This window comes from Chloroflexota bacterium (assembly GCA_015478725.1).
Lineage (GTDB): Bacteria > Chloroflexota > Limnocylindria > Limnocylindrales > CSP1-4 > C-114.
This window is the reverse complement of record JADMIG010000005.1, coordinates 1-14,604: the sequence shown is the minus strand read 5'-3', so window position 1 is coordinate 14,604 and position 14,604 is coordinate 1. Positions and strand designations below refer to the sequence as shown.

Below are 14,604 nucleotides of genomic sequence, written 5' to 3'. Positions count from 1 at the left end.
GCGGGCGGGAGCGCCGGATCAAGAGCGCCGCTCAGCGCGACCGGCGAAACCGGCGCCGCCGCCGACGTGCCGCGTCGACCGTCATCCCTTCCACGGGCACGATGCTGATCGAGCCGTCCTCCTCGAGGGTCGCGAGCTTGACGTCGCTCACGTCGTCGAGACCGTGCTCCCGGAGGGCGGCATCGCAGTCGGTGAGGTCGAGGCCCTCGCGCTCGAGGACGTCTGGGAGCCAGGCGCCGTCGCGGCCGATGACGGTCGGGCTGAACTCCAGGAGCCGGCGGACCCACGGGAGACGCGTCCGTGCTTCGGCGACGAGCCGGTTCGTCGCGAAGAGCGTGACGAGGATGATGACGCCTCCTGGGACCGACGCGTCGGGACCGGTGACCGCCGGCTGGACCGCGTTCGCGGCGAGGAGGACGAGGGCGAGGTCGAAGAGGGTGAACTGGCCGATCTCGCGCTTGCCGAACAGCCGCAGACCACCGAAGAAGACGACGTAGACGAGGATCGAGCGGACGACGAGCTCGAGGGGGGAGACGGCGAGGGTGAACACGTCGGGCTCCTCTCCGTCGGATGACGTCGTCTCGTCGGCTGGCGACGGTCGCCCCGCCGGGGACGCGGAGCGGTCGCCGTCCGTACGATACGCGCCGGCGCCGCGATCGCGAGCGGGTCCATCCGCGTCGTCTCGCGTTCGCTCGTCCCGCCCCGGACGCGACGAGACCGCCGGACGAGCCGGCGGTCTCGGGCTGCGGCCCCGGCCTCAGCGGCCGGAACGGCCTACCACCAGCGCCTGCCGGCCTCGAGCACGAGAGCCGAGCTGGCGAGCGCGCCCAGGGCCAGGAGGACGCGGAGCGCCTGCGACTTGATCACGAGCTTCATGACGAACCTGTCTTCCTGTTCCCCAGGGTGAGTGCGCCGCCGCCGTATGGCGCCGGTACCACGGTGAAGCGCGCCAGGTCCGCGTCCACATCGTCACCTCTGAGCGGTCCAGCATCGTCGTTCCGGCGGCCGGGCGGTCTCTGCCCTCGCGGGGGAGATCCCTGGCTTTGCGACCCCGCCTTGCGACGGGTGTGCCCTGGACGGGACTCCGATGGGAAGCGACACCGCTTCCAGGCTGCGCACGGTAGCGCGTGCGCGCACGACGCCCAATGGCCCGTTCGTACTACCGCGGTCCGGGTCGGACGGGGGCTGCGTCCGCGGTCCTCGAGCGGGCGCGCATGCCGGCCGCCACCGCGATCGCGATGCCGAGCCCGATGATGACGTCGCCGAGCGAAAAGACGTTCGCGAGCGGAAGCCATGACGGCAGGCCGAACCGGTCCACGAGCCAGGGAAGCGCCGGATCCACCCGCACCGCGCTATTCGAGAAACCGATGCCGGGAGCGCGCCCCGCGATGGCGAGCGCCCCGACCGTGGTGGGCATGATCCCGCCGTTCGCCACGATGGCGGCCGCATTGAGCGCGGCGCCCAGCGCGACGATCGCGAGTCCCCGCAGTCGGAGGTTGGCGAGCACGGCGCCGAGGACGAGTGCCGTCGATCCGACATAGGCCGCGACACCGAGCGCCGGCGCGCCATCGAGGGCCTCGGCGACCGGACCGAGGAAGAGGATGAGCTGGATCGCGAAGCCGGCGATCGCGAGCCCGGCCCAGCGAAACCGGACGGTCGCCAGGCCTTCGAGGCGGCCGCCCGTCAGGTACCCGGCGACGATTCCGACGACGACCGCGTAGAGGATGAACATCGGGTCAGCCGATCGCCTCGCGGATCTGGACCACGTGCTCCTCGAGATGGCCGACCACCATTCGCTCGAGGACGTCCGCGACGGACAGCTCGCCGGATCGCGGGTGGATCCCGACCGCGGCGAGGTCGGCCTCGGCAAGCTCCGGCAGGCGGCGCTCGTAGCGCTCGAGGTCGTTCGCGATCCGCGAGAACAACTCACGTGGCGGGAGCGAGCGGTCCCGTTCGATCGTCGCCAGCCGGAGGGCGTCGGTGGCGACGCGTCCGAACGGCGACGGACGCGCGGAGGCGACGATCCGCTCGATCTCACCGAGCCAGAACGGGAGCATCTCGGCGAGGTGGGCGAGGATCTCGGGCGGCCCCCAACGTGCCTCGGGCTCGGTGCCGAACCGGTCGGCGAGCGGCCACGGCGCGCCGGCCTCGACGCGCGGCCCGAGGTCGTGGATGTCGCGTCCGGCGTGCTCCAGCCGCTCGATCGCGGCTGACCGGGTCGGTCGATCGGACATGAGGCTCCTCTGCCGTCGCTTGACGCTCCATGACCGCGTTCCATACTGGCCCGGATCGATGGGCGACCGAAGTGTCGCACCGTCCCTCGTGCATGTGCGCGGACCGCGTCGCATCGGAGGACACACCCATGACCCAGATACTGCCGACGGACCTCGGGACGGCGAACCAGGCGGGTGCGCGGCTCGATCCGGGAGCCTTCGCCCGAGCCGCCGACTTCCTGCCGCTCGCCGGGATCGACCACATCGAGTTCTGGGTCGGCAACGCGCGCCAGGCGGCCGCCTACTACCGAGCGCTGTGGGGCTTCACTCCGGTCGCCTTCGCCGGCCTCGAGACGGGCGTCCGCGACCGGGCGAGCTACGTCATGCGGCGCAACGACATCACGTTCGTCCTCACCGCGCCGCTGACCCCGGACGGCGAGGTGGCGGAGCATGTCAGGGCTCACGGCGACGGGGTCAGGGACATCGCGTTCACCGTCGAGGATGTCACCCATTCCTGGCGCGAGACGACCGCGCGGGGCGCTCGCTCGGCCAGCGAGCCGCTCGAGCTTGACGGCGGCGCGGACGGCGTCCTCCGTCGTGCGGCAGTCTGGACCTACGGCGAGACGCGCCACAGCTTCATCGATCGGTCCGCCTACAGCGGCGTGTTCGCGCCGGGGTATCGCCGCATCGGCAGGCCCGCCCGTGCCGCCGCCGGGATGAGCCTCCTCGAGGTCGACCACTGCGTCGGCAACGTCGCCCTCGGCGAGATGGACAGCTTCGTCGACTTCTATCGCGACGTGTTCGGTTTCAGCCAGCTCATCCACTACGACGACTCGGTCATCCACACCGAGTACTCGGCGCTCATGTCCAAGGTCATGACGAACGGCTCCGGCCGCATCAAGTTCCCGATCAACGAGCCGGCCAGCGGCAAGAAGAAGAGCCAGATCCAGGAGTTCCTCGACTGGTACGGCATGCCCGGCTGTCAGCACATCGCCCTCCGCACGGACGACATCGTGGCGACCGTGGGAACGCTCCGAGAGAACGGCGTGGAGTTCCTCGGCATGCCGCACGCGTATTACGAGACGCTTGCCGAACGCGTCGGGGATGTCGGCGTGCCGATGGCGACGCTCGAGGAGCTCGGCATCGAGGCGGACCGCGACGAGGAGGGCTACCTGCTCCAGATCTTCACCCGTCCGGTGCAGGATCGGCCTACGTTCTTCTTCGAGGTCATCGAACGGCACGGGTCGCGCGGGTTCGGGGTCGGCAACTTCAAGGCGCTCTTCGAGGCCATCGAGATCGAACAGGCGCGGCGCGGGAACCTCTAGTCCCCATGAGGATCGCGCACGTCCGCGAACGTCACGCGCCCGCGGGGACGCCGTGGCGACTCGCCGCCGCACTCGGCGGTCCGGCTGCCGCCGCGCCGTCCCCGGGAGGGTGGCTCGACCTCGAGGTCGCGCGACGCCGTCTGCTCGCGGCAGATCCGCGCCTCGCCCACAACGACGGCCTCTTCCGCTCGCCGGTCACGACCCTCGACGATCACCTCGCCGCCGGTCGTCGCGTCGAAGCCCTGCGGGCGATCCTCGAGGGGTTCCTCGCGCTCACCGAGCCGAGCGAACCGGACGATCCGGACGATCCGGACGATCCGGACGACGACGCGATCCTCGCCGCGAGCGATCTTCGCCTCGGGCCGCCGATCCTGCGCCCGCCGAGCCTCCGCGACTTCTACGCCTTCGAGGGCCACGTCGCCGCCATGTGGCGGCGTCGCGGCGGCGAGGTGCCCGAGGCCTGGTATCGACTGCCGGTCTTCTACTTCAGCAACGTCTCCGAGCTCCGTGGCTCGGATGATTCGGTCTGGGCACCTCGCGGCTCGTCCGAGCTCGATCTCGAGCTCGAGGTCTGCGCCCTCGTCGACACGCCGGCTCGCGATCTCGACCCGGCGAGGGCGGAGGAGGCGATCGGCGGCTACTGCATCCTCGACGACTGGTCGGCGCGCGACCTCCAGCGCGACGAGACGACCGTCCGGCTCGGGCCGGCGAAGGGCAAGGACTTCGCGAGCTCCATCGGCCCGTGGCTCGTCACCCCGGACGAGATCGCCGATGCGCGCCGACCTGGGGCGACCGGTCCGGACCTCGCGATGACCGCGACCGTCTTCGACGCCGCAGGCATCACGCATCCCATCGGCCGGGGCAGGTGGAGCGACGCGCGGTTCTCCTTCGGCGAGATGCTCGCCCGTGCGTCCGCCGACGTCGGCCTCCGGCCGGGCGACCTCATCGGCAGTGGGACCGTCGGGACCGGTTGCCTCCTCGAGGTGAGGGACGAGACCCTCGGCCGCTACCTCGAACCTGGCGACGAGGTCGTGCTCGGCATCGAGCGCCTCGGCGAGCTCCGGACACCGATCGTCGACCGCCCGCCATCGCGCGATCGCCGATGACCCTCATCAGGCCGATGCGCGCCGCGGACTGGCCGTCGGTCCGCCGGATCTACGAGGCGGGGATCGCGAGCGGCAACGCGACGCTCGAACGCGACGCGCCGGAGTGGGACGGGTGGGACGCCGCGCATCGGACGGAGTGCCGGTTCGTGGCGGTGGACCTCGATGAGCGGATCATCGGCTGGACCGCACTCGGTCCGTACGCGCACCGACCCGTCTACGCCGGGGTCGCCTGGGAGAGCGTGTATGTCGATCCCGCCGCGCACGGACGCGGTGTCGGCACGGCGCTCCTCGGCGAGCTCATCCCGGCCTCGGAGGCTGCCGGGGTCTGGACACTCCAGGCCGGGATCCTCGCCGAGAACGCGGCGAGCTTCGCCCTCCACGCGCGGGCCGGTTTCAGGATCGTCGGCGTCCAGCGGCGACTCGGCCGCGACGCAGCGAGCCGCTGGCGCGACGTCGCCCTGCTCGAGCGGCGGAGTGCGATCGTGGGCGACGATCCGGGCGGCTGACGCCGGACTAGACTCGTCCGCCAAGGAGGCTCGCCCGATGTTCTACATCTCGCGCGGCAACGTGCCGCACAAGCGCCACACGCAGCACCGGGCTCCGGACGGGAGCCTCTACGCCGAGGAGCTCTTCGGTGTCGAGGGCTTCGTCGGGCGGAGCAGCCTCCTCTACCACGTGACGCCGCCGACGCGGACGCACCGGGTCGAGGCGGTCCGCGAGGTGCGGCTCGACGAGGCGGTCGACGGCCTCCACCGCCACCGATTGACGAAGACCGGCGCGGTCCAACCGGGCGGCGACGCGATCGGCGGGCGGATCCCCCTGTACTTCAACGCGGATGTCGTGATGGGCATCGTCAGGCCGGACGAGTCGATGCCGGAGGACCGCTTCTACCGCAACGGCGAGGCGGACGAGATGCTCTTCGTCCACGAGGGGGAGGGGCTGTTCGACTCGGTGTTCGGGCCGCTCCGCTACGGCCCGGGCGACTACATCGTCATCCCGATCGGGACGACGTGGCGGCTCGCCCCGGATGCCGGCTCCGAACAGCGGATGCTGTGGCTCGAATGCCCGTCCGAGCTCGAGTCGCCGAAGCGCTATCGGAACGAGTACGGCCAGCTGCTCGAACACGCGCCCTACTCGGCCCGCGACATCCGGATCCCGGAGGCGGTCCCGCCACGGACGGAGACCGGCGAGTTCGTCGTCGATGTCAAGGTCCGCGGTCGAATCACCGCCTACCACTACCGCCACCACCCGTTCGACGTCGTCGGCTGGGACGGTTATCTCTGGCCGTACATCTTCAACATCGGCGACTTCGAGCCGATCACCGGCCGCGTCCATCAGCCGCCGCCGGTCCACCAGACATTCCAGGGCCGGAACTTCGTCGTCTGCTCGTTCGTGCCGCGGAAGTTCGACTACCACCCGCTCGCGATCCCCGCGCCGTACAACCACAGCAACATCAACAGCGACGAGGTCATCTATTACGTGGCCGGCAATTTTATGAGCCGGCGCGGCGTCGAGATCGCCTCGTTCACCGTTCATCCGGCGGGGATCCCTCACGGCCCACATCCCGGGACCGCGGAGGCGTCGATCGGCAAGGAACGGACGGACGAGCTCGCGGTCATGGTGGACACCTTCCACCCGCTGCGGCTCACGCGCCAGGCGGCCGAGCTCGACGACCCAGCCTACCCGTATTCGTGGCTGCCACCGGAGGATGGCGGTCGCGAGGCCTCCGAGCTCGCCTCCCGCGGCGCGGAGGCATTCCCGGACTGACCGCGCGGCGCTCGGATGGTCACTCGTCGGCGAGCCGGAGCTCCGGCGCCGCGGTCCGCGCCCGTCCGGACGTCTGGGCGAGCAGGACCGCTCCGAGGATGAGTGCCCCGCCGGCCAGCTGGATCGGGGTGAGGAACTCGCCGAGGAGGAGCGCCGCAAGGGTGATCGTGTAGACCGGTTCGACCGTGCTGATGAGGGCCGCCTGGGCGGCGCCGATCCGCCGGGCGCCGGCGTAGAACAGCTGGATCGCGACGAACGTCGAGGCGATGCCGAGGCCGAGGAGCGGCGCCCACGCAGCTGCCGGGATGGAGGTCGGGGCGAGCGGCCGGTCCGCCGCGAGTCCGACGACCCAGAAGATCGTCGCGCTCGCCGTCATCATGAGCGCGCTCGCTACGGCAGCAGCGGCTCCCGCTTCGTCCTCGTGGCCCGCCCGATCCCGCCGCTCGCCGCCGAGACGCGCCGACAGGACGATCCAGCAGGCGTAGATGAGCGGCGAGGCGACCGCGAGGAGGAGTCCACTCAGGGGTGGCGTATGCGTGGTGTCGATGCCGCCGATCGCCAGCACCGCCCCGAGCGTCGCGACGCCGAGGGCGGCCCATGCGCGACGACCCTCGAGGGGCTGCCCGATGCGCAGCGTCAGCACCGCCACGAGCACGGGGTAGATGTAGACGATGAGGGCTGCAAGCGACGCAGAGACCGTCTCGAGCGCGGCGTAGTAGGTCGACGCGTTCCCCGTGTAGAGGGCGCCGAGGGCGAGCGCACCGGCCACCTGGCGGCGCGAGATCGCGCGGAGGCCGGCCCGCCGCGCCGGCGAGATCAGGAGCCACAGCCAGGCGAGGGTCGCCCCGATCGCGAAGCGCCAGGCGAGGAGCGTCAGCCAGTCGATGCCCGCGTCGTAGGCCGGCTTGGCGAACAGCGCTCCCGAGCCGAATCCGCAGGCGGAGACGACGACGATGAGCACCCCGACGGCGCGACGACGATCCATGGTCGCCCGATCGTATCGGACCGGACGCTCTCGACGCCCGACGTATCGGACCGGACGCTCTTGACGCCCGACGTACTCGGCTCGCCCGACACCAGGGGTTCGCAGTCCGGCCTGCCCCGACCGCTTGCGGCCGCGAGGTCGTCGGGCCGATTTCATCGCTGATCGACTGCTCCAGGCGCTTACCGACGGGAGTCGCGCTCGGAACGGCGAGATCGATCAGCCGCCCCGCCGATTCGTGCGTGGACTGCGAGTCTGCGCGGCGTCTTGATCGAATCCGAGGCCGCGGGCTCACTAACGGTCCGCAGGAGTCGATCTGCGGGGAAAACGCCGGCGCGGCCGCCGCCGCTCCGGAGGACGGGCGGCGCCACGCCACGCCAACCGCCCCTCCAGCGGCTGGTCGGTTTTCCGATGCGGTCCTACACTTCGCGACGTGAGCGATGTAACACGAGTGCGCCCTGTCGCCGAGCGGGTCCCCACGCTCCTCGACGAGCCGATCAAGGTCCTCCGGCGCCGTGATCCCGTCCGTGTCGCGCCCGGGACGAGCCTCGCGACGTGCCTCCTCGCGATCCAGGGGACGGGGACCGGAGACAGCGTCGTCGTCGCGGACGCGAAGGGGCGGCTGCTCGGCGTGCTCACCGAGCGCGACATCGTCGCCCAGCTCGTCGGTACGGATGAGGAGCTTGATCGGCCCGTCGAGGCGCTCATGAACGCGGAGCCGCACACGCTCCGGCTCGACGACCCCATCGCCGCCGCCGTCGCGCTCATGGAGACGGGTCGCTACCGGAACGTGCCGATCGTCGACGCGACCGGCACCCTCCAGGGGATCGTCCGGCCGCAGGACGTCCTGCGCTATCTCGCGGAGGCGTTCCCGGAGGAGGTCCTCAACCTTCCGCCCCGCCCGCACCAGCAGATGAAGGAGTCGGAGGGAGCGTGACCATCGCCGAGCGTCATCTTCCGACGCAGGAGCTCGAACGCGTCACGATCCGGTTCGCCGGCGACTCCGGCGACGGGATGCAGCTCACCGGCACGCAGTTCACCCGGACCGCCGCCGTCTTCGGCAATGACATCAGCACCCTCCCGGACTTCCCGGCAGAGATCCGGGCGCCAGCTGGCTCGCTGCCCGGTGTCTCCGGCTTCCAGCTGAGCTTCAGCAGCACGGACATCCACACCCCGGGCGATCAGCCGGACGTCCTCGTCGCGATGAACCCGGCGGCCCTCAAGGCGAACATCGGCGACCTGCCGGCTGGAGGCGCGCTCATCGTCAACGAGGACGCCTTCACGCCGACGAACCTTCACAAGGTCGGCTATGCCGAGAACCCCCTTCACGATGGGACGCTCAGCCAGTACACGGTCTTCCCCATCCCCATCTCGAGCCTCAACGCGCGCTCGCTTGACGGTCTCGAGATGTCGAACAAGCAGATCGACCTGACGAAGAACTTCTTCGCCCTCGGCCTCATGTTCTGGCTCTACGAGCGGAGCATGGATCCGACGCTCCGCTGGATCGAGGATCGGTTCAAGGCCCGCCCGGTCATCGCGGAGGCGAACGCCCGGGCGCTCAAGGCCGGCTACGCCTTCGGCGAGACGACCGAGATGTTCCATACGCACTACCGGGTCGCGCCGGCCCATCTACCGCCCGGCCGGTACCGGAACATCACCGGCAACGAGGCGACGGCGCTCGGGTTCGTCGCGGCCAGCCGGAAGTCCGGACGCCCGATCTTCTACGGCTCGTACCCGATCACGCCGGCCTCCGACATCCTCCACCTGCTATCCGGCTACAAGCACTTCGGGGTCAAGACGTTCCAGGCGGAGGACGAGATCGCCGCGATCGGCTCGGCGATCGGCGCGAGCTACGGCGGTGCCCTCGGGATGACCGGCACGTCCGGGCCGGGGATCGCGCTCAAGAGCGAAGCGATCGGCCTCGCGGTGATGGTCGAGCTGCCGCTCGTGGTCATCGACGTGCAGCGGGCCGGCCCGTCCACCGGGATGCCCACGAAGAACGAGCAGGCGGATCTCCTGCAGGTCCTCTTCGGACGGAACAGCGACTCGCCGGTCGCGGTCGTCGCCCCGGCGACGCCGGGCGACTGCTTCGACATGGCGTTCGAGGCCGTCCGGATCGCCCTCACGTACATGACCCCGGTCATCTACCTCTCGGATGCGTTCCTCGCCACGGGAGCCGAGCCGTGGCTCATCCCGTCGGTCGCGAGCCTGCCCGAGATCGGCGTCGAGAACCGGACGGAACGCGCGGGCTTCCACCCGTACGATCGCGACCCGAAGACCCTCGCCCGTCCGTGGGCGGTGCCCGGGACGCCCGGCCTCGAGCATCGGATCGGCGGTCTCGAGAAGGCGGATGTCACCGGGAACGTGAGCTATGACCCGGACAACCACCATCGGATGCAGCTCCTCCGCCAGGCCAAGATCGCCGGCATCGCGAACGACATCCCGGAGCTCACCGTCTTCGGTCCGCAGCGCGGCGACCTCCTCATCCTCGGCTGGGGCTCGACGTACGGCTCCATCCGGAGCGCCGCCGAACGACTCCAGGCCACTGGCCAGAGCGTCGCCCACGCCCACCTCCGCCATCTCAATCCGTTCCCGCGGAACCTCGGGACGATCCTGTCGAATTACCGCCGGGTCCTCATCCCGGAGATCAATCTCGGCCAGCTCGCGCTGCTGGTCCGGGGTCGCTACCTCGTCGACGCGATCAGCTACGACCGGGTCCGCGGCAAGCCGTTCCGGATCACCGAGATCGTCGAAGCCGCCGAAGCCGCCCTCGAAGGGAAGACCGTCTCATGACCGATCGAGCCATCGCCACACCGCCGACCGCGCCGACCCCCCTCGAGCCGCCGGCGCTCAGCCCGGCGAACCAGGCGGTCCTCACCCAGCTCACCCGCAAGGACTTCGTGTCGGACCAGGAGGTCCGCTGGTGCCCCGGCTGCGGCGACTACTCGATCCTCGCCCAGACCCAGAAGGTCATGCCGGACTTCGGGTATCCGAAGGAGAACATCGTCTTCATCAGCGGGATCGGCTGCTCCGGCCGCCTCCCGTACTACATGAACACGTACGGCTTCCATTCGATCCATGGTCGAGCGCCGACGCTTGCGACCGGCCTCAAGGCCGCCCGCCCGGACCTCATGGTCTGGGTCATCACCGGCGACGGCGACGCGCTCTCGATCGGCGGCAATCACGTCCTGCACTCCATGCGCCGCAACGTCGACATCAAGCTCGTCATGTTCAACAACCGGATCTACGGCCTGACCAAAGGCCAGGCGAGCCCCACCTCCGAGCTCGGCAAGCGGACGAAGTCGACGCCGGACGGGACGATCGATCACCCGATCATGCCGCTCTCGGTCGCCCTCGCCGCGGAGGCCACGTTCGTCGCCCGCTCGGTCGATACGCATACCGAGCATCTTCAACAGACGCTCGAGCGGGCCGGCCGGCATCGCGGCTCGGCGTTCACGGAGGTCCTCCAGAACTGCAACATCTTCAACGACGGGGCCTGGCGATCGTTCACCGACCGGGAGGTCCGCGACGATCGGATGCTCGTCCTCGAGCACGGCCGCCCGATGCTCTTCGGCAAGGACCGCGATCGCGGGATCCGGCTCCGCGGCCTCCACCCCGAGGTCGTCCAGCTCGGTGTCGACGGGGTCGCGGAGGACGACATCCTCGTCCACGATGAGCACGCCGAGGACCCCTACCTCGCGTTCATGCTCAGCCGGATGTTCTTCCCGGACTTCCCGGTCCCCGTCGGCGTCATCCGGGACGTCGAACGCCCGACCCACGACGAGCTCCTCAGCGCCCAGCTCGCGGCCGCCGTCGAGCAACGCGGCGAGGGCGATCTCGAGAAGCTCCTCAACGGCGGCGAGACCTGGACGGTCGAACCGGACGACCGACCATGATCTGTCCCGCCTGCGGCTTCGACAACATCGCCGGCGAGGATGAGTGCGACCGGTGCGGCACACCGCTCACGGGGTCCGACCGCCTCGCACCCCACACCCGGTTCGATGCGCGGCTCTCCGGGCTCGCGTCCCAGGCCCCGCTCATGGTCGCCCGGGATACCCCGATGAGCGAGGCGCTCGAGTCCATGCGGGACGAGGCGGTGGACGCGCTGCTCGTCGTGGACCGCGGCCGGCTCGTCGGCATCTTCACCGAACGCGACGCACTCCTCAAGCTCGCCGGCCGCAGGCTCGCCGGGCTCACCGTCGGCGACGTCATGACCCGTGACCCGGTCGTCCTCCGCAGGGACGACACCGTCGCCGTCGCCATCAACAAGATGGCGGTCGGCGGCTTCCGGCACATCCCCCTCGTCGAGCTCGGCCGCCCGACCGGGATCGTCACCGCGAGGGACGTCTTCCACCGCATCGCCGAGATCGTCGGCTGAGGTGACGGAACGGCGGGTCGTCGTCCTCGCCGACGACCTCATCTGGTCGACCCGCCTCGTCGCGGCGATCCGGACCGCCGGTGGCGAACCGGTCGCCGTCCGGACGCTGAACGCGCTTGAGGTGGCCCTGCGGGTCGACGAGGATGCCGCCGCCATCGTGGATCTCACCGCCCGGGCATACGACGGCGTCGAGGCGGTGGCCGCGGCGGTCGCGATCGGGGCCAGCGTCCTCGCTGTGGGACAGCATGACGACCTTGCGCTCCGACGGCGCGCGCTCGCGGCCGGCGCGGGACGCGTCCTCGCCTATCGCCGGCTCGCGGACCACGGTCCCGCGACGATCGCCGCCTGGCTCGCCGATCGTGCGCCGGGAACTCCGGTCGGCTCCCGATGACCGCGCTCGCCGAGCGCCCGACGATCCCAGCCTCCAGGTACGCGGAGCGGCTCGCCGCCGCCCGCCGACTCCTCGCGGAGCAGCGTCTCGCCGCCCTGCTCGTCGGCGTCGGGCCGGACCTGCGCTACCTCGCCGGCTACGACGCGATCCCGCTCGAGCGCCTGACGATGCTCGTCGTCACTGCCGACGCCGGGACGGTGCCGACGCTCGTGGCCCCTCGCCTCGAGGCGGATCCGGCCGCCCGGTCGGCGGCGGCGCCGGTAGGTCTCGTGTCCATCCGGACCTGGGAGGAGAGCGAGGATCCGCATGCGATCGTCGCGGATCTCGTGCGCGCCACGGCCGGGCGAGGAGCCGTCGGCGTGCCATCGGGCGGCCGGATGTCGCTCCCGTCGCCCATCGTGGCGGTCACGGACACGCTCTGGGCGAGCCACGTGCTCCGCCTCCAGGCGATGCTGCCAGGCTCGCGCTTCGTTCGCGGATCGACCGTCACGGCCCCCCTTCGGATCGTCAAGGACGCCGACGAGATCGCGCTGCTCCGCCTCGCGGCTCATGCCGCAGACCGGGTCATCGGCGCGATCGCGGCCGGCCGCCTCGTCGGCCGGACAGAGGCGGACGTCGCCCGCGAGGTCCGCGACCGGCTCATGGACGAGGGACACGACACGGCCGAGTTCGCGATCGTCGCCGCGGGCCCCGACTCGGCTTCCCCGCATCACGCGGCCTCGGACCGGCGGATCGACACCGGGGAGCCGCTGGTCCTCGACATCGGCGGGCCACTCGGCGGCTACGGAAGCGACATCACCCGCGTCGTCTGGGTCGCCGGCGGCGACGCCGCGGCGGGCCCGCCGCCGGAGTTCGTCGCGGCATACGACCTGCTCCGTCGAGCCCAGGCGGCCGCCACGGCTGCCGTGCGGCCGGGAGTCGCACCCGAGGCCATCGATGCGGCGGCTCGCTCGATCATCGCGGCCGGCGGTCACGGCCCGGCATTCATCCATCGGACGGGTCACGGCATCGGTCTCGAAGCGCACGAGGACCCGTACATCGTCGCCGGCTCGTCGGAGCCCCTGCGGCCGGGCATGGCCTTCAGCATCGAACCCGGCATCTACTACCCCGGTCGGTGGGGCATGCGGCTCGAAGATATCGTGGTCTGCGGTGAGGAAGGCCCGGACGTGCTCAACGAAGCCGATCGGGCTCTGCGCGTCGTCGACGGACGGTAGTCCGGACCCGGTGGTTGCGGCGGGGTATCATCCTCGGACGGTCCCGCCCGCCCAGAGGATGGACCAGCAGCGCTGACGACATGACCGAGCCCATCCGCGATGCAGCTGCGTCGCAGCGATCAGTACCATGGCGCAACGCCCGACCTGCGTGGAGCGGAGCGATCCGATGAGTCGCCACGCCCATCGCCATGTGGACCGAGCGCGCCCGCACCCGCGGTCGCATCGCGTCGAGGCGGCCCGTCCGTCCGAGACCGGCGGCGCACCGACCGCTGCCGTGGTCGCCCGCCCGCCGCTCGCCGCGGTGGTGCTCGATGACGGATCGTCCGTCCAACGCCCGGCGGCGGAGTCGACGAAGGCGTCCGGACCTGAGCGCGGTCCGGAGCCGCTGCCGGATCCGGTGTCGCGAGCAGATCCACCGCCGCCGACCGACCCCGCGCCATCGGCAGACGTGCCACCGGCCGACACCTCGGCGCCCGGATCCGTGGAGCAGATCCATCAGAGCACGTGCACCACGGCACAGCTGCGGCGGTTCGTCAAGAGCCGGGCATATCTGCCGATGCACGAGATCCGCCGTCGGTTCGCGATCGACGGAGGCGATGATGACGTGACCGCGGTGATCGTGGACGGATCGTGCATCTACCTCGGGCTGCCGGATCGCGAAGGGCGGATGCTCGGTGAGCTCCTCGCTGCGGGAGAGGTGGGCTTCGAGCTGTCGCACGATCCGGTCACCCCGATCGTCGTGGGCGTCTTCCCGATGCGACCCATCCCGCGGTCCTGAGCGGGGGGCCGTGCCCACGATGGGCGTCAGATGGATGACACCGGCGGAGTCTCGACTGTCACTGGACGGCCGAGTCGCGCTGGCAGAAGATGGCCCCAGCCCGGATCGCCGACGCCGGGGAGCATGTCCGAACAGGAGACCGACGATGGCAGCCGACGAGGTGAAGCGCAGCCGCAAGGGCCCGCGCGAAGGGATCACGGCGCGCGAGAGCGCGACGGCCCGCGAGGGCGCGACGACTCGCGAGGGTACCGAGGACGACGTCGAGGGACACTCGATGCTCCCGAACATGGGCCTCTCCCGACCGATCGCCCAGGCCCGCGAGCGGGACATCCAGGCGCATCTCAGGCGCCATGATCTCGAGGCGGATGCCCGAGCCCACAAGAAGGGCCGCTAGGCCGAACTTCCAGCGCCCGGCGGGCCTGATCGGGGCCTGTCACGACCCTTCCTGAT

At 70.8% G+C, this 14,604-nt stretch carries 16 protein-coding genes and 1 riboswitch; of the genes, 12 read left to right on the top strand and 4 right to left on the bottom strand.

Annotated features, from left to right (window positions below; genetic code table 11):
* Positions 1 to 31: 31 nt before the first annotated feature.
* The 3 genes from IVW53_05595 to IVW53_05585 form a co-directional block, all read right to left on the bottom strand.
* A complete protein-coding gene (locus IVW53_05595; protein ID MBF6605041.1) occupies positions 32 to 550 on the bottom strand; it encodes a DUF421 domain-containing protein in 519 nt (172 codons plus the stop codon).
* A 447-nt stretch (positions 551 to 997) separates the two neighbouring features.
* Positions 998 to 1,082: riboswitch (cyclic di-GMP riboswitch) on the bottom strand.
* Positions 1,083 to 1,159: 77 nt separating this feature from the next.
* Positions 1,160 to 1,732 carry a DUF5317 family protein gene (locus tag IVW53_05590; GenBank protein ID MBF6605040.1) on the bottom strand — a complete coding sequence of 191 codons (573 nt, stop codon included), beginning with the start codon at positions 1,730 to 1,732 and terminating at the stop codon, positions 1,160 to 1,162.
* 4 nt (positions 1,733 to 1,736) lie between these two features.
* Positions 1,737 to 2,234, bottom strand: a complete 498-nt coding sequence (locus IVW53_05585; GenBank protein MBF6605039.1) for a DinB family protein — start codon at positions 2,232 to 2,234, stop codon at positions 1,737 to 1,739.
* Between the two features lie 128 nt (positions 2,235 to 2,362).
* On the opposite strand from IVW53_05585, the gene hppD reads away from it, so the two are divergent.
* The 4 genes from hppD to IVW53_05565 are packed head-to-tail and all read left to right on the top strand — an operon-like array spanning position 2,363 to position 6,411.
* A complete protein-coding gene (hppD, locus tag IVW53_05580; GenBank protein MBF6605038.1) occupies positions 2,363 to 3,538 on the top strand; it encodes a 4-hydroxyphenylpyruvate dioxygenase in 1,176 nt (391 codons plus the stop codon).
* Between the two features lie 5 nt (positions 3,539 to 3,543).
* On the top strand, positions 3,544 to 4,644 hold the full coding sequence (locus IVW53_05575) for a fumarylacetoacetate hydrolase family protein (GenBank protein ID MBF6605037.1): 1,101 nt from the start codon (positions 3,544 to 3,546) through the stop codon (positions 4,642 to 4,644).
* On the top strand, positions 4,641 to 5,150 hold the full coding sequence (locus IVW53_05570; GenBank protein ID MBF6605036.1) for an N-acetyltransferase: 510 nt from the start codon (positions 4,641 to 4,643) through the stop codon (positions 5,148 to 5,150). The genes IVW53_05575 and IVW53_05570 overlap by 4 nt, the downstream gene beginning before the upstream one ends.
* Positions 5,151 to 5,187: 37 nt before the next feature.
* Positions 5,188 to 6,411 (top strand): homogentisate 1,2-dioxygenase, encoded by a 1,224-nt coding sequence (locus IVW53_05565; GenBank protein MBF6605035.1) that lies wholly within the window; start codon positions 5,188 to 5,190, stop codon positions 6,409 to 6,411.
* A 19-nt stretch (positions 6,412 to 6,430) separates the two neighbouring features.
* Here IVW53_05565 and IVW53_05560 read toward each other — a convergent pair whose 3' ends face one another.
* On the bottom strand, positions 6,431 to 7,396 hold the full coding sequence (locus IVW53_05560; protein MBF6605034.1) for a DMT family transporter: 966 nt from the start codon (positions 7,394 to 7,396) through the stop codon (positions 6,431 to 6,433).
* A 430-nt stretch (positions 7,397 to 7,826) separates the two neighbouring features.
* On the opposite strand from IVW53_05560, the gene IVW53_05555 reads away from it, so the two are divergent.
* From IVW53_05555 to IVW53_05520, 8 genes are all read left to right on the top strand, one after another.
* On the top strand, positions 7,827 to 8,330 hold the full coding sequence (locus tag IVW53_05555) for a CBS domain-containing protein (GenBank protein ID MBF6605033.1): 504 nt from the start codon (positions 7,827 to 7,829) through the stop codon (positions 8,328 to 8,330).
* Positions 8,331 to 8,332: 2 nt separating this feature from the next.
* Entirely contained in the window at positions 8,333 to 10,186 is a 1,854-nt protein-coding gene (locus IVW53_05550; protein MBF6605032.1) for a 2-oxoacid:acceptor oxidoreductase subunit alpha, read from the top strand.
* Positions 10,183 to 11,289, top strand: coding sequence for a 2-oxoacid:ferredoxin oxidoreductase subunit beta (locus tag IVW53_05545; protein ID MBF6605031.1), 1,107 nt, complete (start codon positions 10,183 to 10,185; stop codon positions 11,287 to 11,289). Before IVW53_05550 ends, IVW53_05545 begins: the two co-directional genes overlap by 4 nt.
* Positions 11,286 to 11,771 (top strand): CBS domain-containing protein, encoded by a 486-nt coding sequence (locus IVW53_05540; protein ID MBF6605030.1) that lies wholly within the window; start codon positions 11,286 to 11,288, stop codon positions 11,769 to 11,771. Before IVW53_05545 ends, IVW53_05540 begins: the two co-directional genes overlap by 4 nt.
* A gap of 1 nt (position 11,772) precedes the next feature.
* Positions 11,773 to 12,162 (top strand): hypothetical protein, encoded by a 390-nt coding sequence (locus IVW53_05535; GenBank protein MBF6605029.1) that lies wholly within the window; start codon positions 11,773 to 11,775, stop codon positions 12,160 to 12,162.
* Complete coding sequence (locus IVW53_05530; protein ID MBF6605028.1) at positions 12,159 to 13,376, top strand: aminopeptidase P family protein; 1,218 nt, start codon at positions 12,159 to 12,161, stop codon at positions 13,374 to 13,376. The genes IVW53_05535 and IVW53_05530 overlap by 4 nt, the downstream gene beginning before the upstream one ends.
* Before the next feature lie 166 nt (positions 13,377 to 13,542).
* A complete protein-coding gene (locus IVW53_05525) occupies positions 13,543 to 14,154 on the top strand; it encodes a hypothetical protein (GenBank protein MBF6605027.1) in 612 nt (203 codons plus the stop codon).
* 145 nt (positions 14,155 to 14,299) lie between these two features.
* A complete protein-coding gene (locus IVW53_05520; GenBank protein ID MBF6605026.1) occupies positions 14,300 to 14,548 on the top strand; it encodes a hypothetical protein in 249 nt (82 codons plus the stop codon).
* Positions 14,549 to 14,604 lie beyond the last annotated feature (56 nt).